Origin of the sequence: Lacinutrix sp. Bg11-31 (assembly GCF_002831665.1) — a bacterium.
In the GTDB taxonomy this organism is placed as follows: Bacteria; Bacteroidota; Bacteroidia; order Flavobacteriales; family Flavobacteriaceae; genus Lacinutrix.
The window spans coordinates 78,371-98,558 of the sequence record NZ_CP025118.1 but is presented as its reverse complement, the minus strand read 5'-3'; the positions used below and the strand labels follow the sequence as shown (position 1 = coordinate 98,558).

The following is a 20,188-nucleotide window of genomic DNA, read 5'->3' as shown; positions in this document are numbered from 1 at the left end:
AATAACTATGAACGAAAAATTAATTTCTAAAAAAAAGCCTGCCTATCCTATTACTGCCCAACTATCTAACTACTTAACTGCTCAAGGCAGGAATATAAAAATTCCGATTTTTTATGATGACTTACTGCGCTTTCAAGGCGCTATAGAAGTTTTCGACGATAAAGATGTCGATACGCTTTGGGTAAGCTGTTACTATGCAGAACACGAACGCGAAGAAATACAAAACAGCTTAAAGCAAATGTATTCCATCTTACATTCTGATGGAAGCGATAGTATTCTACCCTATTTAAATATTGATAGTATCGATTTTTGCACCTTTGGTAACACGAAGCCTTTTCGTATTAAGGTAAGAAACGTATTAAACGATAACTACATCTTTCTTTATATAAAAAAGGCAGATGCCTCACGTATTTATGGTTTAGAGTTAGAAGACATACTCTCTCCTAATCACATCAATTTTTTAGTTCATAAAGACACATTAATTGAAGAGCACATCTCTGGAATTCCTGGAGACATTTATATAAAAGAACATTTACACACCATTACAGAACAAGACAGAAGAGCTTTAGCAAAAGAATTTGTAAAGTTTAACGAACGTTGTTTTGTAAGGTTGTTAGCTGATATGCGCTCGTACAATTACGTTATTGTAATTACACACGATTTCGACCGTAAACAATACCGTATTCGTGCTGTAGATTTCGACCAACAAAGTTACGAAGGCAACCCTAAAGTTTATAAACCTCAGTTTTTAAAAGAAAACAATCCATTGGTAGAAATGAGTGCGGAGGTATTAACTAGAGGCTCTATAAAACAATACGAAAAAGAGGAACGCTCACTACTTGCAAAACGTGCTAAAAGTGAACAAAAGCGTTTACGCCATTTAATATTATGCATGAAGAGAGATCAAATTTCTTCACCCGAAAAAATTAAACAATTAAAATTAGGCTTGTTCGATTTAACAGGAGATGTTAGGTTTAAACGTGCTAAAAACATGGGAGAATTGCTTAAAGCAGCCCTAGACTTTGTAATGCGTAATTACCAAAACGAAAACCCATACATAATTAAATAACACACTACTAAAGATGAAAATTAAAAAGGTTCTTGTAGCAAATAGAGGCGAAATTGCTATTCGCGTTTTACGTGCTTGTACAGAGTTAAATTTAACTACTGTCGCACTTTACACTTATGAAGACCGTTACTCGCAACACAGAAATAAAGCAGATGAGTCTTACCAAATTGGAGAGGATAACCAACCTTTAAAACCCTATTTAGATATTGCTCAAATTATAGATTTAGCAAAAGCAAAAAACGTAGATGCCATACATCCTGGTTATGGTTTTTTATCTGAAAACTCTGAATTCGCAAGACAATGCGCAGCAAACGGTATTATTTTTATAGGCCCAAAGCCTGAGGTTATGGATGCTTTAGGAGACAAAATTACCGCTAAAAAAGTAGCCGTAAAATGTAATGTTCCTATTATTGAAAGTAATAAAAAAAAACTATCATCACTTAAAGTCGCTTTGTCCGAAGCCGCAACCATTGGTTATCCTTTAATGCTAAAAGCAGCTTCTGGAGGTGGAGGACGTGGCATGCGTATTATTAGAAAAGACGAAGATTTAGAAATCAATTTTGATTCTGCTAGAAACGAAGCACTAAATGCTTTTGGAGACGACACCATGTTTTTAGAAAAATATGTAGAAGATCCAAAACATATTGAAGTACAAATTGTAGCAGATAATCATGGTAATATTCGTCACTTACATGAGCGAGATTGCTCTGTACAACGTCGTCATCAAAAAGTTGTAGAAATTGCACCTTCATTTAATGTAAGCGATACTGTAAAACAGAGTTTATATAAATATGCCGTTGCCATTGCTACAGAAGTGGGTTATAATAATATTGGTACAGTTGAATTTTTAGTAGATAAAGAAGATAACATCTTTTTTATTGAAGTAAATCCAAGAATACAAGTAGAACATACAGTTACCGAAATGGTAACAGGAATAGACATAGTAAAAACACAAATTTTTATCGCTGGAAATTACAAGTTAGACAGCGAGCAAATTAAAATATACGGTCAAGAAACCATAGCAACCTACGGTTTTGCTTTACAATGTCGATTAACAACCGAAGATCCTTCAAATAATTTTACACCAGATTATGGTAATGTAACCACTTATAGAAGTGCCTCTGGAATGGGAATTCGTTTAGATGCAGGAAGCATTTATCAAGGCTATCAAGTGAGCCCGTTTTTCGATTCTATGTTAGTAAAAGTATCCTCTCACGGAAGAACTTTAGATGGAGCAACGCGTAAAATGGTGCGTGCACTAAAAGAGTTTAGAATTCGTGGTGTGAAGACGAATATTCATTTTTTACAAAATGTTATTCAGCATCCAACCTTTAAAGATGGAAAAGTAACAGTTAATTTTATTCAGAATACGCCAGCCCTATTTAAAATAAAACTACCGCAAGACAGAACCTCTAAAGTGGTTAATTTTTTAGCTGAAGTCATTGTTAATGGAAATTCGGACGTAAAGTTCATTGAAGAAAACAAAGTCTTTAGAACACCTAAAGTTCCAAAGTTCAGTTTATCTGAAGCCTATCCAAAAGGCACAAAAGATAGGCTTACAGAATTAGGACCAGAAAAATTCTGTGCTTGGTTAAAAGACGAGAAAAAAATTCATTTTACAGATACCACAATGCGTGATGCGCATCAATCTTTATTAGCAACAAGAATGCGAACGTTCGATATGCTAAAGGTAGCCGAAAGTTTTGCTAAAAACCATCCAAACACTTTTAGTATGGAAGTTTGGGGAGGCGCAACTTTCGATGTTTGCTTACGTTTCCTACACGAAAGTCCGTGGACGCGTTTAAGAGAGTTACGTAAAGCAGTACCAAACATATTATTCCAAATGTTATTACGTGGCTCTAACGCTGTTGGTTATAAAGCGTATCCAGATAATTTAATAGAAAAATTCGTTGAAAAATCTTGGGAGAATGGCGTCGATGTTTTTAGAATTTTCGATTCTCTAAACTGGGTAAAAGCTATGGAACCAAGTATTAATTATGTACGAAATAAAACTGGCGGAATTGCAGAAGCTGCCGTAAGTTACACAGGAGATATTTTAGATATAAACGAAACAAAATACACGCTTAAATACTACACGCAACTCGCTAAGGACTTAGAAAACGCAGGAGCACACATGATTGCTATAAAAGACATGGCAGGTTTATTAAAACCATATGCTGCAACAGAGTTAGTTTCGGCTTTAAAAGACACTGTAAACGTACCAATTCATTTACACACACACGACACCTCATCATTACAAACAGCAACGTATTTAAAAGCTATTGAAGCTGGTGTTGATGTTGTAGATGTAGCATTAAGTGGCTTATCTGGCTTAACGTCTCAGCCTAATTTTAATGCGGTTGTAGAAATGATGAAAGGGCAACCAAGAGCACATGATTTCGATATGCCAAAACTAAATCAGTTTTCTAATTTCTGGGAAGATACTCGCGAATTATATTATCCGTTTGAGTCTGACTTAAAAGCAGGAACAGCAGAGGTTTTCGAACATGAAATTCCTGGCGGACAATATTCTAATTTACGACCGCAAGCCACAGCTTTAGGTTTAGCAGACCGTTTTGATGAAGTAAAAAAAATGTACGCAGAAGTTAATAAACTCTTTGGTAACTTAATAAAAGTAACACCAAGTTCTAAAGTTGTTGGAGATATGGCCATTTTTATGGTCACCAATAATCTAACCACAGAAGATGTTATGAAACGTGGTGACGAGATTTCGTTTCCAGATTCTGTAATTAGTTTCTTTGTTGGAGATTTAGGACAGCCAGTAGGCGGATTCCCTAAAAAACTTCAGAAAATTATTCTAAAAAACAGAAAGCCATATACTAATAGACCAAACGCACATTTAGAACCTATAGATTTTGATGAGGAGTACAAAGCTTTTAAAAAGAAGTTCCAAAAAGGCTTTACAAGAGACATAGAAATGGAAGATTTCCTATCTTACACCTTATATCCAAAAGTGTTTGAGCAAGCGCACGAAAACTATAAAACCTATGGTAATCTTGCTTTAGTTCCTACTAAGAATTTCTTTTTTGGTATGAAATTGCGGGAGGAAATTTTAATTGAATTAGAGCCAGGAAAAACAGTTATTATCAAATTGCTTTCGGTGGGTATCCCTAACGATTTAGGTTCTAGAACCATCTTTTTTAAAGTGAATGGCGAAAACAGATTTGTAGAAATTACAGACAAATCCCTAAATATTAAAATTGAACAAAATACAAAAATAGATCCTGCAGATACTAACCAAATTGGAGCGCCTTTACAAGGTTCACTTTATAAAGTATTAGTTAAAAAAGGACAAGAAGTAAAAGAAAACGATCCGCTTTTTATTATCGAAGCCATGAAAATGGAAACTACCGTAACAGCTTTTAAATCTGGAACAGTAAAAACGGTGAGCCTAAAAGAAGGAAGTATGGTAAAACAGGACGATTTAATTGTGACTATAGAGTAATATTGTTTTCATTAATAACACAAATGTAATTCAGAGCAAAACTGTCATTCAGAGCGAAGCGAAGAATCCCTAAAAAAAAACAAAACAGTTTTGGAAGTAGAATATAAACCAACAAAGCTGTTTTATTAATACAAACAAAAAATAATGTCTATGAAAAATTTTATTTTAAACACGCTTGTAGTATTCTGTCTAATTAGTTTTACATCTTGTAATACAGATGACGATAGCTCAGACAACAACCAACAAGAATTTAAGGAAGTAGTTGGCGAATGGCAAATGTACAGAGAGGAAAATCTAGAAACTGTAATAGACGAGTGGACAGGAACCGAATGGACAACAGTAGATACTTGGTTTAAAACCTTAAGAGAAGACTCGGAAATAATTCTAGAATTTAAAGCAGATGGAACTTTTATAGATCGTTATGCAGATGTTGAAACAGCAAATGGAACTTGGACTGCATTAGCAGGAGGCAGCTATACTTTTGATTACATTCAAGATGCCAATAACCCAAACGAATTTTTGTCGCAAACAAGATTAATAACTATAAATTGCGACAATACATACACTATAGAAATAGAAAATAATGACAGAACTTTTAATTATTACAAAAAAATTGGAACTACAGAATGTGGCGATTTAGTAACATATATTGTTAACGATTAACGCAAAGTCTCTTTTAAATACAACAACATCAAAAAGGCTTTAGCCAAAATAAAAAACCACCTAAATCAGGTGGTTTTTTTATGTCTCAAAATAAATTACAATACATTTTATTAAAATGTATTGATTAAAAATGTATATTTGACATATGTATAGCAAAGAACTCACAAAAGGAACACTAAAACCTATCATTTTAAAATTGTTAAGTCAGCATGATAAAATGTATGGTTACGAGATTACCCAAAAGGTAAAAGAACTTACCAAAGGAAAAATAGACATTTCAGAAGGTGCCTTATATCCTATTTTGCATAAACTAGAACACAATAAGGTTTTAGAAACCGAAAAAGTATACATAGGTAAACGCGTTAGAAAATACTATTCGGTAACAAAAACTGGAGAGCAAGTTATAAAAGAGCAAACCGAACAGATTAACGATTTTATAAAAACACTATCATTAATATTTAACTCTAAATCTATAGCAAAATGATATTAACAGACCAACAAATAGACTATATACAAACCAATTTAGAGTTATACGGTTTAAAAAATAAAGCATTAAAAGAAGACATTCTAGATCATATTTGCACCTATATAGAACAAACCGAACACAGTAATTTCGACCAAGCCTATAAAAACGCAATTCAGCAATTTGGTGGTTATTTAAACATCAATCAAATAGAAAGAGAAACCAACGCACAACTCTATTTTAAATCGGCTAAAAACAGAAAAAGGCTATTATCTATCTCAGAGCTTTTTACAGCAATACTAGTAACCACAGGATGTCTATTTAAAATTATGCATTGGCCTTATGCAGCCACCATAATATTTGCAGGTTTTGCCTTTTTAATAGCCATACCATTACCACTTTATTTTTACAACAAACATAAAGAACACACACTTAAACATCAATCTTAATACGAACATTAAAATCAATCAAAATGAAAAAATCAGTTTATCTTTTTGGCTTTTTAGCCTTGTTTACACTAAGTACAGCCGCATTATTTAAAATGATGATTTGGCCCTACGAAAACATTATCCTATTTACAGGTTTCATGCTTCTTAACTTTGGTTTTTTACCAACCTTGTTTTACAAGCTATACAAACAAGATGTAGCAAAAATTTAATTATCGCTTTCGCGGAAATACAAAACCACCTCTTTAGGTGGTTTTTTGTTTTTACAAACAACACTAAAAACCTAATAACAAGTATAATATAAATTTGTTACATTTATAAAAACTAACCAAACATGAAAAAACTAGCCATCCTCCTATTCTTTATCACAGCAAGTGTTATGGCACAGAAAAAAGAAAAAATAGACAGAGACCAACTCTATAGCTATTCCGAAAACTTAGAATTTACCATCTACAAAATTGGTAGAACAAGAATGACCAATAGAGGAAACGTGAACTATGTCGCCGAAAAAGGAAAACGTTTTATCTCAATGATGTTTCAGTTTAAAAATAATAGTAGCGAAAAACAAATTATAGATTTCGCAAACATACAATTAGTCGATAAAGACCAAAATCTAATTAAAATAGATATGGTTGTAAAAGCCTTAAAACTAACCTCAAAATTAAACCGTTACGAGCAGAGTTTAAAAGGAAACAAAAAACGAATTTTTGCCGTAGAATTTGAAATCCCTATAGATAAAAAAGAAAAAATAAGTGCTCTAAAAGTTAAAGGCAAAATTATTGAGCTCGTTTATAAATAAACGTTTATCGCTTTCGCGGAAATACTAAACCACCTTTTTAGGTGGTTTTTTTATGTTTTTATTTTACGATTACGGAAAGCCGTAAAATAGATCGATTGAGTTGTTTTAACTTGGCTTTTGTTAGAGAAAAATACGTAGTTCTACGTATAGATTTTCTAACTTAAAACGATTAACTTCGTTGAACTTTTGATGAAAAATTAGAATGATTTTTTATTAGAGAAACATTACCTGCAAGCTGAAAAAAAACTATGGGAATTTTTGGAGATAAGAAAAAGAGAGAAAAAAAGAAATCTACCAATCAAGTGGAAAAAACAAAAACTGTTGAACGCCCAAGAATTTGTTGTATCGACACTGATAAAGAAGTCATATCTACTTTAGAAAAAGCTGGAATGAATTTATCATTAGGTTCTTTGGGTTCTAAAATAAAAGTTCCGAATAGTACCAGAAGGGAAAATCATCAGTTATTACCAAATCACAATTTCCCTCTAAATCTTCACGAACTTGATATATTCGTTATGGATTTAGATAGTTTTGAAACTATAGACTACAATGAAGAAGAGCATATTAGAGCAATGCATACAGGAAAAAGCTCATATTCTTTATTAAGCAGTTTTCCTGAAACTTTATTCGACCCAAGGCCAATTGCATCTTCTTTATTAAAAGAAGAGTTTTATAAAATAACCAATAGAGAATATTTGGTCATAGCTTTTTCCTCTTCAAACTATGAAGTTGAATACGAACCTATAATGGTAACCGAAGGCAATGCAAGAAGACAAGGAATTGAAAAACATAGTATATATTCATTTTGGAACTATATTCCTTGCCAAGAGCCTAAATATGGTAAAGAAATAACCGTTTACAAATCAATAGATGACTTACAACGTTTACTAGAAAAGTATAAATCTAATCTCTACTATAACCAAACATTTGAGCATCCCACTCGATGGAATGGTGGAGAAAATGAAAAATATGAAAATTATTTTCCTTTAATAACTAACATTAATGGAGATATTGTTTCTTATGTTGAAATAAATAAATTTAACAATCTAATTGTTTTTCCTCAAATTGAGGATAAAGCAAATTTTCTTTTAGAATTTCTATCTAAAATTGCACCATCAATTTTTCCGGGATTATTTCCCTACTCGACTACTTTTGATTGGAGGAAACAAGAAGAATATTGGTTGCCAAATTTTGCTGAACTTTTAGATGATAAAAAAGTAATTGAAAAGGATTATAAAGAAAAGTTGGCTAGAAATGCAAGTAAAATTATTACTAACAATAAAAAACATGGATTTCTTCACGAATTAATTACAGAAACTGGTGATGAGTTAGTTAATGCTGTAATTAAATTTTTGAACTGGTTAGAATTTAAAAATGCAAAAGATTTTGATACTGAAAATGGTTCTGTAATATTGGAAGAAGATATTCAAGTAGATATACCAGAGGGTCTATTAATTATTGAATGTAAAGGGATTGGAGGCACATCAACGGATGGAGACTGTAGTCAGATTTCAAAAATAAAGCATCGTCGATGTAAACAAAGAAACGCATTTGATGTATTTGCTTTGTATTTAGTAAATCATCAACGTTATCAACCACCACTAAAAAGACAGAATCCACCTTTTACTGAACATCAAATACAGGATGCAATAAACGATGAAAGAGGTTTGCTTACAACTTGGCAACTTTATCAACTTTATGATTTAGTTCAAAAAGGGATTTTATCAAAAGAAGATGCTAGAAACACTTTCAAAAACTATGGTCTTGTAGAGTTTAAACCTCAGAATTTAGAGTTTATTGATGAACCTTTGGAATTATTTGAAAATGGAAAAATTTGCATTGTAAATATTAAAGATTGTTCACTTTCAATTAACGAAGAAATTCTAATAGAGAAAAATGGAAAATTCTATAAATCAGAGATTATCGATATTCAATTAAATGGTAGTTCTGTTAAAAATGCTAAAGAGGGAGAACTTGGTATTAAACTAAGTATTCCGATTAAGAAAAAATCAATACTTTGGAAAAAATCCAGCAGGTAACACCGCGTATAGTTAATTGCTTTGGCAAGTGCTTATTTAGAAAATTCCTTCGGAATTTTCTCGCGTTCGTTTTTGTTTACTAAATTAGTTACTAAAACACGTAACAAACCATATACAAAACCGTTCAACAAACGAAAGAATATTACATTCCATAATTTTCACAATTCTCTAAAAGTTCATCGACTTTATAATTTCTAAAAAGATAAGCGCTATCTAACAAATTATTTTCAATAAGTTAGTTTGTTAAAACGATAATTCAACTTTATTAATAATAAAAAAACTATCCAAAAATAATTTTTAAAGCAATGTAAAACCAATTAAAAAATAATATACATTTACTTAAAATTATAATAGCGTTATGCGCTCTAAATGAACAAATACATTGTTGTAAATCAACCTGAAAAATGGAATTTTTCAATTGATAATATTACAGTAATTTCCTCTCAAGATTATCTTACAAATCCTAAGTATTCCCTATTAAAGAATGCACGAATTTTCAATTTGTGTAAGGATTACTCGTACCAATCTAAAGGTTATTACGTGTCACTTTTGGCAGAAGCAAGAGGACATTTACCAATCCCTACTACTAAAAACATTGTAGATTTAAAAACATTAAAACTGGTTAGAATAGTTTCCGATGAGTTTGATGATGTTATTCAGCAAAGCTTAAAAAATATAAAATCTCAATATTTTACGTTAAGCATCTACTTTGGACAAAACGTAGCACAAAAATATAAAGCTTTGAGCGCGCTTTTTTACAAGCATTTTCAAGTGCCTTTTTTACGTGTAAAATTTAACCACACGACGAAGTGGAATATCCAGAGTATTAAAGCCATTTCAGAATCTGAAATTCCTGAAGAACACGTTTCGAGTGTTTATGAATTTGCCAATCAGTATTTTGCAAAAAAACGATATGACACTGCAAAGGTTAACAATTATGATTTTGACTTAGCGATATTGGTTAACCCAAACGATCCTGCGCCTCCAAGTAATCCTAAAGCTTTAAAAAAGTTTATTGAGATTGCAGAGAAGATGAATATCTATGCTGAAATTATTGAACCTAAAGATTTATCACGCTTATCGTCTTTTGATGCCTTGTTTTTAAGACAAAGTACAGAAGTAAACAACGAGGCTTACATGTATGCTAGAAAAGCACAGCAAGAAGGCATTGCTATTATAGATTATCCAGATGCTATTTTAAAATGCTGCAATAAAGTATACATGGCAGAAGCCTTAAATAATGCCAATATTAGCACGCCAAAAACAGTGATTGTACATAGCAATAATAGAAATACGGTTCTAGAACAAACAGGGTTACCTTGTGTTTTAAAAGCACCAGATTCTACGTTTTCTTTTGGTGTTAAAAAAGCAAAAACAATAGCAGAATACGATGTTTTGGTTACCGAAATGTTAAAAGAATCTGATCTAATTATTGCACAAGAATTTTGTCCTTCGAATTATGATTGGCGTATTGGTATTATTGATAATAAACCGTTTTTCGCCTGTAAATATTATATGGCAAAAGGCCATTGGCAGATTTATAACTGGAAAGCAACCAACAAAAACGAACAAGATGGAGATGCAGATTGTTTACCTATTGAAGACGTACCAAAAAACGTAATAGATATGGCATTAAAATCGGCTAAATTAATGGGATTAGGTCTTTATGGCATCGATATTAAAGTGGTGGATAATAAATTAATGGTTATCGAAATTAACGACAATCCGAATATTGATTTTGGTGTAGAAGATGAATACTATGGTGATTTAGTTTACACAGAAATTCTTTCAGCATTAAAAAAACGCTTAGCATAATTATGAAAAAACCCTATCACTTATTCGACGTTTACGGCATTGAACTAGAATACATGCTTGTTAATAAAGACACTTTTAAAGTCGCGCCACAGGTAGACAAACTACTAACAAAAAAAGCAGGCAAATTACAAGCAGACATAGAAAATGGAGATATTGCATGGAGCAACGAATTGGTTGCGCATGTTATAGAACTAAAAACTAATGGTCCTGCGAAAAGCACAAACGGCTTGGCTGCGAAATTTCATGCCAATATTTTGGAAATCGACGCACTTTTAAAACCTTTAAACCTACAACTTTTAGGTTCTGCTTCGCATCCATTAATGAATCCTAATACAGACACTCAATTATGGAAACACAGTTACAGCGAAGTCTATGCACTTTACAATACTATTTTTAATTGTAAAGGTCATGGCTGGAGCAATGTACAAAGCACGCATATTAATTTACCGTTTTATAACGATAAGGAATTCGAAAAACTACATGCAGCCATTAGAATAATCTTGCCATTATTACCAGGACTTTGTGCGAGCTCACCAATTTTAGAAGGAAAAATTACAGGCTTTAAAGACACACGATTAGAGTTTTACAAAACGAACCAAAAGGAAATTCCTGAGTTAACAGGACTTGTAATTCCTGAACGTGTTTTTTCGAAATTAGATTATTATGCGACCATTTTCGAACCTATAAAAAACGCCATTAGACCTTATGATAAAAATAAGATTTTGGACCAGCATTTCTTAAACTCTCGAGGTGCAATTGCTCGTTTCGATCGTAATGCTATAGAAATACGATTAGTAGATATTCAAGAATCTCCTAAGGCTGATATTGCTATTTGCGCTTTAATTATTGAAGTCTTAAAAGCTTTAGTTAAAAAAGAATTTTCTTCTTTAAAAGACCAAAAAAGTTGGACGAAAGAAGACTTATTCCTAATTTTAAATGATGCTATAAAACATGCTGAAAATTCTAAAATTGAAAATGAAGCATATTTAAACTTATTTGGACTAAAAGCTCCTGCAACTATAAATAACGTTTGGAAACATTTGTACCAAACCGTAAAACCAAAACTACATGCAACACATCACGACGCTATTGAGTTAATTTTGGCAGAAGGCACTTTGGCTACACGATTACTAAAAGCGGTTGGTAATGACACTACTGAAAAACATATTATTACTGTGTATCGCAACCTTCAAAAGTGTTTAATAACAAACACATTATTTAAACCGTGAAACTCGTTTTAACTTGCGAACATGGTGGAAATGATATTCCTGAAACTTATAAAAAACACTTCAAAAATAAAGCGGTGTTAAAAACACATCGTGGCTATGATTTGGGAGCATTAGATTTGTTTCAAAATTTAGAACCATTATCTAATGTATCCTATTTTAGTACAACAAGTCGTTTGCTAATTGAATTAAATCGCTCGTTACATCACAATCAGCTATTTTCAGAATTCACAAAAATTGCGTCTAAAACTGAGAAGTCAGAAATTATTGAAACCTATTATTTTCCCTATCGTTCTTTAGTAGAAAAAAACATTAAAAACTACATCGATAATGGAGATGTTGTGCTTCATTTATCTATTCATAGCTTTACATCTCAATTAAATAACAAAACCAGAAATTGTGATATTGGTTTGTTATTCGATTCTACAAAAAAACCAGAACAAGCATTTTGTAAAAAGTTAAAAACAGAACTTTTAAAAGAAGGTTCTAACTTAAATGTACGCTTTAACTACCCTTATTTAGGTAAAAATGATGGGTTTACGACCTACTTAAGAACAAAATTTACTAAACATTATTTGGGTATTGAGATTGAAATGAATCAAAAATTTGTTTCAAAAAATATAGCAGATTTAAAAATAAAAATGATAATTTATAAAGCGATGAATAGCATACAGTTTTAAATTATTTTGTAGCTTGTATTTTCTAAATTAGACTGCGTAATTAATCTCTATAACCCAATAAATAAAGCCCAATCGTTTAAAACAAGCAAGAATTTTACACCTTATTATTTTTTTAACTAAATTCACCATCTTAACGCTAGTTACCCAATGACTATCAATAACCTACGAAAAACCAGCGAAGTACACGTGCTTCTTAGTGACGCCTATTCTGGGCGTACATCTAATTTGCTCAAGAGTATAGAGCTAGCAAAAAAGGCGCTATACTTGAGTAAAAGTCTAGATAACAAATCATTAATTGGAAAAAGCTTAAACCAGCTATCTCTGTATTATATGATTAATAGCGACTTCGAGAAATCTAATACCCATTCACAAGAAGCTATTGTTTTCTTTAAAGCAATAAACGACCAACGTGGTATAGCAGATGCTAAATATAATATTGGTAGTATTAATTATAAAACCAACAACTATCACGAAGGTTTAATATACTTAAAAGAAGCGCTTAGAATCTATAAAAAATACGACGATTTTGAAAGCCAATCTAAAGTAGAAAAAGCAATTGGAACTGTTTACGAGTATATTGGAGATCGCTCAAATGCTTTTTCATCTTACAAATCTGCTGTAAGAAATGCTAGAAAAGTTAAAAATCTAAATTTAGAATCTAATGTCTTTAATAATCTATCTGGCTTATTATTAAAAAGGCAGAAACCTAGTGTTGCAATGAAAATGATAGAGCACGCTATCACAATAAAAAAACAAACTGGAGATACTAGAGGACTTGCTTTTGCTGTTTATGGACGTGGAAAAATACATCTTAAACAAGGTGGTTTTAAAAATGCTGAAATCGATTTTTTAGACGCTATAGACAAGCATAATAAAGTTGTAGAAATTATGGGAGCCTCAATGGCTTATAACAAACTAGGTAAATTATACTATAAATTTAACCAATTAGATAAAGCAATAAAAATAGTTAAAGAAGGTCTAAAACTATCTACTTCCTATAATATTGCTATGACTAAAATAAAAGGATATCATTTATTATATCTAATCTTTAAAGAGCAATCTAACATTAATAAATCTTTTAAATATTTAGAATTATACCTTAAAGAAAAAGAAACTATAATGAACACCCACACACAACAAGTTATGGAAAACTATAACTTAATCAATAAAATGAATGTGTTAGAAAGTGAAGCCTTATTGCAAAAAGAACGACAAAAAATTATAGAGAAAAAAAGCAAAGACGAACTAAAAGCAGTAAAATTAAAGCAAGAGTTTTTGTCTGTAATTAGTCATGAAATTAGAACACCTTTAAATGCCATTACAATAATAGTATCCATTTTAGAAGACCAAGTACATGGTGAAAGTAAATCGTTAATTAGAAGCTTACAATTTGCATCAGACAATCTAATAAATATTGTTAATAACGTTCTCGATTTTACCAAATTAGATTCTAAGAAAACAGCTTTAGACTTAGATAATAGAAACTTTAACGAGTTCTCTACTAAAATAGTAAATCTGCACCTTAACGTAGCAAAAATAAAAGGTTTAGCATTAGTTTTAAATAATGATATTCCCAAAGACAGAAATTATCTTTTAGACCAAACTAAACTCTCTCAAATACTAAGTAACCTTATTGGAAATGCAATAAAATTCACAGATAAAGGCCAGATAACTTTTAGCTTAAAACTAATAAAAGAAGACTCCAAATTCGACACCATACAAGTTAGCGTAAAGGACACAGGAGAAGGTATTACAGAAGCAGATATATCAGAAATATTTTTAAGTTTTTCTCAAATAAAACCTGTAATGACACGTAAACAAGGAGGCACAGGTTTAGGGTTGGCAATTGTAAAAAAATTAATAAAACTTCATGGTAGTAACATTCAAGTAAAAAGTAAAATTCAAGAAGGTTCAGAGTTTTATTTTAATCTTAAACTCGAGAAAGCATCTAAAATAGTACACATTGAAAACAAGCCTACTTATCCTCAATTAAAAAACAAAAATGTGCTTTTAGCTGAAGACACAATAATGAATGCCATTCTAATAAAAAAAGTGCTTTCTAAATGGGGAGTTACAACAGAACATGTTACTAATGGAAAGCTAGCCGTAGAATATGCACAAAAGAAAAAGTACGATTTTATATTAATGGACTTACACATGCCAGAGTTAAATGGCATAGATGCCACTCGTATAATTAGAAACACTAAAAACACAAATACGCATACTCCTATTTTTGCAATAACTGCAGATGTAATGACGAGTCAAAACAGTGAGACCTCTATACTGTTTAATAAAGTACTATGGAAACCTCTAGAAATCGATAAATTATATACTGCTCTAGCAGAAAAAACAACACCATCTAATTCAGAAACATTAGAAACTTAAAACAAGTATATAATTTTGCTTTTATAGAGATATAAAATAGAGACTTATTAAAAAAAATAGCATTATTTCGCTTTCGCGGAAACACTAAACCATCTATTTTGGTGGTTTCCCATACTTGACTTTGTCAATTTTTTAGGCTAACTTCGTTTAACGTATGATATAAAACATTGAAACGATTTTATATCAACGAAACATTAGCCACAATATGACGAAAACCCAAATCAGAGATATAATTACAAAGATTCATTTCTACCTTTTGGGATTTGCTTTATTGAATTTCGCTCTGAAAAGCACTATTGAAATAAGTCTGAATTATAGATTCTCTTATTTTATAACTTTATTAGTTTATGCAAGCGGAATTATTCTCTTTTTGTGGAATCTCAAGCCTTTTAAGAAAATCGGAATTTACTTTAGTTTTTATGCGTTTACGCCAATTCTGACTTTATTATTCTGGTTGTTTGGCGGAATATTTTTCGGAATTTTAGCCTCGATAGTACTTTATCCTATTCAACCGAATTATATTGAGCTGGAGAAAAACGATTTTGTGATTTATCAAAAAGCACAAGGATTTCTTGGAAGTTGTTGCCCATATGAGATTACGGAAAAACAATTTTTTGTGCTAGAGAAGAGAATGAAAGAGGTGAATTTAAACAATGAAATTGAATTTAGCGATAATTCAATATATACATCAAACGGGAAAACGGAATTGAAAATTAGATTTGAAAAATACCAATTTCTAGAAAACAACTTACGAGAAAGAGACACAATAATTTTAATCAAAACGGAATAAATACTGTGGCTAACACCGTGTATAATTAATTGCTAGGTCACTGCCGACTTACGAACATTCCTGCGGAATATTCTATCTGTGATTTGTTTACTAAATTAGGTGCTTAACCACGCAACTAACCATACACAACAACGTTAAACGAACCTACCAAATTCAAAATTTTACAACACTCTTAACACTCCACTCCTCCTCTATTCCAAAAAAATAGCTAAATTGTAACCTAAAAACTTTACAAGCAGTTATCATGACAAAAAAGCACAATGTATTCAGTTTATTTTCAGTCTTATTTTTAACAGTAACTCTTGGTTTTGCACAAGACAAAACGGTTCCTTTTTTTGCAGATGGAGAAGCACAACCAGTTCAAGGTTTTACAGATACAAACGATTGGATTAGACACGACCTTTGGGTAGAAACCACTTTCGACACAGACGAAGATGGGAAACCAGACCGTATGCACGTTGCAGTTACCAGACCAAAACAAACAGACACAGAAGGCTTAAAGCTACCTATAGTATATGTTACAAGCCCCTATTTTGCTGGAGTAGCAGCAGATCTTCCTGGTGTAATGTGGGAAGTAGAACACGAACTTGGTGAAATTGGAAAAGAACGTGTACATCCAGAAGTAAAACGTAGAGGAGAACGCCCTATTATATCTAACTCGCATCTTAGAAAATGGGTGCCACGTGGTTATATTGTAGTACACTCGTCTTCTCCTGGTACAGGATTAAGTGATGGATCTCCAACTATTGGTGGACCAAACGAAGCATTAGCACCAAAAGCAGTTATAGATTGGTTATGTGGTAGAGCAAAAGGCTTTACAGAAAGAGATGGCAACGAACCAGTAGACGCTTTTTGGTCTACAGGAAAAGTAGGAATGACAGGAACGTCGTTTAACGGAACATTACCTCTAGCAGCTGCAACAACAGGCGTTGAAGGTTTAGAAGCTATTATACCTATTGCTCCAAATACTTCATATTATCATTATTACAGATCTAATGGTTTAGTACGTTCTCCAGGTGGTTATTTAGGTGAAGACATAGATGTACTTTACGATTTTGTACATAGTGGAGCCGAAGATAAACGTCCAGGAAATAACAAGCGCGTAAGAGATACCGAAATGAAAAATGGTATGGACAGACAAACTGGTGATTTAAACGACTTTTGGAATAATAGAGATTACTTAAACCAAATGGCTCCTATGAAAGCCGCTTTATTAATGTCTCATGGTTTTAACGATTGGAACGTAATGCCAGAACACAGTAATAGAATCTACCAAAAAGCGAAAGCAATGGGTTTACAAACTCAATTATATTATCACCAAAATGGACATGGTGGACCACCACCAATGATAATGATGAACCGTTGGTTTACACATTATTTACATGGTATAGATAATGGCGTTGAAAACGATAAACAAGCTTGGATTGTTAGAGAAAACGACAAACACGATAACCCTACAGCTTACGATGCGTATCCTAATCCAAATGCCGAAGATGTGACTTTGTTTTTAAACAAAGGCGGAAACAACATTGGTGCTTTATCTACAAAACAGAACAAAAGACAAAAAATGGAAACTTTAGTTGATGATTTTAATATTTCGGCTAAAGAACATGCACAAGTTTCTAGTTCTAAAAACAGATTATTATACGCAACACCTCATCTTACAAGAGATCTTCATATTTCTGGTGAAGCTGAGGTTACTATTAGTTTAACCAGTAGTAAAGCAGCTGCAAACTTATCTATTATGCTAGTGTCTTTACCTTACGAGGAGGATGCTAAAGTAATTACAGACAATATTATTACAAGAGGTTGGGCAGACCCTAAAAACTATAAATCTATTAGAGAAAGTGAGCCATTAAAAAAAGGTAAATTTTACGATGTAACATTTAAATTACAACCAGACGACCAAATTATTAGAGCTGGACAACAAATAGGTTTAATTATTTTTTCTAGTGATAAGGAGTTTACATTACATCCAAAACCAGGAACCGAATTAACTATAGACTTAGATAAAACGCGTTTAACTTTACCTGTTGTTGGTGGATTAAAAGCACTTACTAAAGCTACAGAATAAAGATAAAAATCTAAAGGTCAACACTTTTAAATTGAATAATGAGTTTCTTCATTTTTTAATTTAGAAAGAATGAAGTACAAACCATTACTTTAGAAAAAAAATAAGAAACTTGAGTATTTGAAAATCTTTTATTTTTGAATTACTCAAGTTTTTTTTTGACCTCCTCCCAAAAATAAGAGTATTTGAAAAATCCAGAAATAGATTTTTCCAATTACATTTTTTTGGCTTCTTCCCAAAAAATAAGAATATTTGAAAAATCCAGAAATAGATTTTTCCAATTACATTTTTTTGGCTTCTTCCCAAAAAATAAGAGTATTTGAAAAATCCAGAAATAGATTTTTCCAATTACATTTTTTTGGCTTCTTCCCAAAAAATATCCATTTCAGCCAAAGTCATCTCTTTTAGGTCTTTATTTAGTGCTTTCGCTTTAGACTCTAAGTATTGAAATCTTTTTGAGAATTTTTTATTAGTTCTTTCTAAGGCGTTTTCTGGGTTTATATTTTTAAAACGAGCATAGTTTACTAAAGAGAATAAAACATCACCAAACTCGTCTTCCATTGCGTCTACATCGTTTTTAGCGACCTCAACTTTAAACTCCTTAAGCTCCTCTTCTACTTTCTCCCAAACTTGTTCTGGTTTTTCCCAATCGAAACCTACTCCTGCTACTTTATCTTGAATGCGGCTTGCCTTTACCAAAGCTGGTAAACTTTTAGGCACACCTTCTAAAACACTTGTTCTACCTTCTTGAAGTTTTAGTTTTTCCCAATTACGTTTTACCTCGGCTTCATCTTTTACTTTTACATCTCCATAGATGTGTGGATGTCTATGAATTAGTTTTTCGCAAATAGAATTACAAACATCTGCAATATCGAACGTGTTGGTTTCGCTTCCTATTTTTGCATAGAATACGAGATGTAACATTAAATCGCCAATTTCGTTTTTTACTTCTTCTAAATCATTATCTAAAATAGCATCGCCAAGTTCGTAAGTTTCCTCGATTGTTAAGTGACGTAAGGTTGCCATGGTTTGTTTCTTATCCCAAGGACATTGCTCACGAAGCTCGTCCATAATGGTTAATAAACGATCGAATGCTTTTAATTGATTGGCTCTAGAATTCATAAAATAATATTTTTGTAAATATACCGTAAACAAAAAAATCCAGCTAAAAAGCTGGATTTTAATTTATAGTATTAAAGTAGAATTTCTATTCTTCTTCGTCAGATTTTTTAATGTCTTCTAAATCTAATAAATCATTTTTTTGAAGCATATTGTACCATTGTACAACTTTCTTTATATCGCTTGCATAAACTCTATCTTCATCGTAATCTGGTAACACTTCGAAAAAATATTCTTCTAATTTCTCTTTTCCTTCTTTGTGACTTATTGAAGTTTGTCCGCCATTTTCTTTAGCTTTAATTTTACTTAAAACGGTACGTAAAGGCACTTCTTCTGTTAGTGTGTAAATTGCAATTTCGCTTAATATGCTAACGTTTTGCTGGATACCAACAGAAATTTTACGATTATCTAATAAAGATTTTGCAATAAAGCCACCTCTAGTTTGTGTGATTAATTCGTACAAACCTGGTTTTCCTGCGATTGCTAATATTTTATCTAATGCCATATTTATTTTTTATTAAGGAGCGCAAATATCTTGTACTCGATTTTGTTTTGCAAGTTTTTAACGCTTCTTTTTCATGTTAGGAAACTTCATTCTGTAATCTACTATAATTTTCCCTTTAGAAATGTTAAGCAACTTACCCTTTATTAAGCGTTTCTTTAAGCTAGAAAGCTTATCTGTAAATAATACACCTTCAATATGATCGTACTCGTGCTGAAATACTCTTGCAGCCAATCCATCTAATGCCATGGTGTGTTTTTTAAAGTCTTCATCAAAATATTCTATTTTAATGTTTGGCTTTCTAAATACATCTTCTCTAACATCTGGAATACTTAAGCAACCTTCGTTAAAAGCCCACTCGTCTCCAGTTTCTTCTAGAATAGTTGGATTAATAAATGTGTGTTTAAAATTTTCTAAGAAAGCACGTTCATCGTCTTCAAGAACATCATCATCTGCAAAAGGCGAAGCATCTACCAAAAACATGCGTATTGGTAAACCTATTTGTGGTGCTGCTAAACCAACACCAAAAGCACCATGCATGGTTTCTTCCATGTTAGCTATTAACGCCTTTAAATTAGGATAATCTTTTGCGATTGCTTTCGCTTTCAATTTTAAAACTGGATCGCCATAAGCGACTATTGGTAATACCATATTA

At 32.0% G+C, this 20,188-nt stretch carries 17 protein-coding genes; 14 read left to right on the top strand and 3 right to left on the bottom strand.

Translation table 11 applies throughout. The features are described 5' to 3' along the window. Positions 1-7: 7 nt before the first annotated feature. The 14 genes from CW733_RS00370 (at position 8) to CW733_RS00305 (ending at position 17,915) form a co-directional block, all read left to right on the top strand. Positions 8-1,069, top strand: a complete 1,062-nt coding sequence (locus tag CW733_RS00370; RefSeq protein WP_100994659.1) for a hypothetical protein — start codon at positions 8-10, stop codon at positions 1,067-1,069. A 13-nt stretch (positions 1,070-1,082) separates the two neighbouring features. Further along, positions 1,083-4,535: a pyruvate carboxylase gene (locus CW733_RS00365; RefSeq protein ID WP_100994657.1), complete on the top strand. Its 3,453-nt coding sequence runs from the start codon at positions 1,083-1,085 to the stop codon at positions 4,533-4,535. 150 nt (positions 4,536-4,685) lie between these two features. Beyond that, on the top strand, positions 4,686-5,198 hold the full coding sequence (locus tag CW733_RS00360; RefSeq protein ID WP_100994656.1) for a hypothetical protein: 513 nt from the start codon (positions 4,686-4,688) through the stop codon (positions 5,196-5,198). Between the two features lie 145 nt (positions 5,199-5,343). Beyond that, positions 5,344-5,682, top strand: a complete 339-nt coding sequence (locus tag CW733_RS00355) for a PadR family transcriptional regulator (protein WP_100994654.1) — start codon at positions 5,344-5,346, stop codon at positions 5,680-5,682. Continuing rightward, positions 5,679-6,110, top strand: coding sequence for a hypothetical protein (locus CW733_RS00350; RefSeq protein WP_100994652.1), 432 nt, complete (start codon positions 5,679-5,681; stop codon positions 6,108-6,110). Before CW733_RS00355 ends, CW733_RS00350 begins: the two co-directional genes overlap by 4 nt. Positions 6,111-6,133: 23 nt before the next feature. Continuing rightward, positions 6,134-6,319, top strand: a complete 186-nt coding sequence (locus tag CW733_RS00345; RefSeq protein ID WP_100994650.1) for a hypothetical protein — start codon at positions 6,134-6,136, stop codon at positions 6,317-6,319. Between the two features lie 122 nt (positions 6,320-6,441). Then, a complete protein-coding gene (locus CW733_RS00340; protein ID WP_100994648.1) occupies positions 6,442-6,906 on the top strand; it encodes a hypothetical protein in 465 nt (154 codons plus the stop codon). Positions 6,907-7,154: 248 nt separating this feature from the next. Further along, the gene (locus tag CW733_RS00335; protein ID WP_100994646.1) at positions 7,155-8,945 is read left to right on the top strand and encodes a hypothetical protein; all 1,791 of its coding nucleotides are present in this window, start codon (positions 7,155-7,157) and stop codon (positions 8,943-8,945) included. 369 nt (positions 8,946-9,314) lie between these two features. Further along, a complete protein-coding gene (locus CW733_RS00330) occupies positions 9,315-10,760 on the top strand; it encodes a RimK family protein (RefSeq protein WP_100994644.1) in 1,446 nt (481 codons plus the stop codon). Positions 10,761-10,762: 2 nt separating this feature from the next. After that, a complete protein-coding gene (locus CW733_RS00325) occupies positions 10,763-11,989 on the top strand; it encodes a glutamate-cysteine ligase family protein (protein WP_100994642.1) in 1,227 nt (408 codons plus the stop codon). After that, a complete protein-coding gene (locus CW733_RS00320) occupies positions 11,986-12,666 on the top strand; it encodes an N-formylglutamate amidohydrolase (RefSeq protein ID WP_100994640.1) in 681 nt (226 codons plus the stop codon). The genes CW733_RS00325 and CW733_RS00320 overlap by 4 nt, the downstream gene beginning before the upstream one ends. Positions 12,667-12,930: 264 nt before the next feature. Continuing rightward, on the top strand, positions 12,931-15,051 hold the full coding sequence (locus CW733_RS00315) for an ATP-binding protein (RefSeq protein WP_198520089.1): 2,121 nt from the start codon (positions 12,931-12,933) through the stop codon (positions 15,049-15,051). Between the two features lie 205 nt (positions 15,052-15,256). After that, entirely contained in the window at positions 15,257-15,841 is a 585-nt protein-coding gene (locus CW733_RS00310; protein WP_100994636.1) for a hypothetical protein, read from the top strand. Between the two features lie 244 nt (positions 15,842-16,085). Further along, on the top strand, positions 16,086-17,915 hold the full coding sequence (locus tag CW733_RS00305; protein ID WP_100994634.1) for a Xaa-Pro dipeptidyl-peptidase: 1,830 nt from the start codon (positions 16,086-16,088) through the stop codon (positions 17,913-17,915). 345 nt (positions 17,916-18,260) lie between these two features. Here CW733_RS00305 and mazG read toward each other — a convergent pair whose 3' ends face one another. From mazG to def, 3 genes are all read right to left on the bottom strand, one after another. Continuing rightward, a complete protein-coding gene (gene mazG, locus CW733_RS00295; RefSeq protein ID WP_100994631.1) occupies positions 18,261-19,034 on the bottom strand; it encodes a nucleoside triphosphate pyrophosphohydrolase in 774 nt (257 codons plus the stop codon). 85 nt (positions 19,035-19,119) lie between these two features. Continuing rightward, positions 19,120-19,536, bottom strand: a complete 417-nt coding sequence (locus CW733_RS00290) for a DUF5606 domain-containing protein (protein ID WP_100994629.1) — start codon at positions 19,534-19,536, stop codon at positions 19,120-19,122. A gap of 57 nt (positions 19,537-19,593) precedes the next feature. Beyond that, positions 19,594-20,184 carry a peptide deformylase gene (gene def, locus CW733_RS00285; RefSeq protein WP_100994627.1) on the bottom strand — a complete coding sequence of 197 codons (591 nt, stop codon included), beginning with the start codon at positions 20,182-20,184 and terminating at the stop codon, positions 19,594-19,596. Between the last annotated feature and the right edge of the window lie 4 nt (positions 20,185-20,188).

Coding starts and splice junctions, on each gene's coding strand:
- CW733_RS00370 (WP_100994659.1), top strand. CDS start 8: ATGAACGAAAAATTAATTTCTAAAAAAAAGCCTGCCTATCCTATTACT.
- CW733_RS00365 (WP_100994657.1), top strand. CDS start 1,083: ATGAAAATTAAAAAGGTTCTTGTAGCAAATAGAGGCGAAATTGCTATT.
- CW733_RS00360 (WP_100994656.1), top strand. CDS start 4,686: ATGAAAAATTTTATTTTAAACACGCTTGTAGTATTCTGTCTAATTAGT.
- CW733_RS00355 (WP_100994654.1), top strand. CDS start 5,344: ATGTATAGCAAAGAACTCACAAAAGGAACACTAAAACCTATCATTTTA.
- CW733_RS00350 (WP_100994652.1), top strand. CDS start 5,679: ATGATATTAACAGACCAACAAATAGACTATATACAAACCAATTTAGAG.
- CW733_RS00345 (WP_100994650.1), top strand. CDS start 6,134: ATGAAAAAATCAGTTTATCTTTTTGGCTTTTTAGCCTTGTTTACACTA.
- CW733_RS00340 (WP_100994648.1), top strand. CDS start 6,442: ATGAAAAAACTAGCCATCCTCCTATTCTTTATCACAGCAAGTGTTATG.
- CW733_RS00335 (WP_100994646.1), top strand. CDS start 7,155: ATGGGAATTTTTGGAGATAAGAAAAAGAGAGAAAAAAAGAAATCTACC.
- CW733_RS00330 (WP_100994644.1), top strand. CDS start 9,315: ATGAACAAATACATTGTTGTAAATCAACCTGAAAAATGGAATTTTTCA.
- CW733_RS00325 (WP_100994642.1), top strand. CDS start 10,763: ATGAAAAAACCCTATCACTTATTCGACGTTTACGGCATTGAACTAGAA.
- CW733_RS00310 (WP_100994636.1), top strand. CDS start 15,257: ATGACGAAAACCCAAATCAGAGATATAATTACAAAGATTCATTTCTAC.
- CW733_RS00305 (WP_100994634.1), top strand. CDS start 16,086: ATGACAAAAAAGCACAATGTATTCAGTTTATTTTCAGTCTTATTTTTA.
- mazG (WP_100994631.1), bottom strand. CDS start 19,034: ATGAATTCTAGAGCCAATCAATTAAAAGCATTCGATCGTTTATTAACC.
- CW733_RS00290 (WP_100994629.1), bottom strand. CDS start 19,536: ATGGCATTAGATAAAATATTAGCAATCGCAGGAAAACCAGGTTTGTAC.
- def (WP_100994627.1), bottom strand. CDS start 20,184: ATGGTATTACCAATAGTCGCTTATGGCGATCCAGTTTTAAAATTGAAA.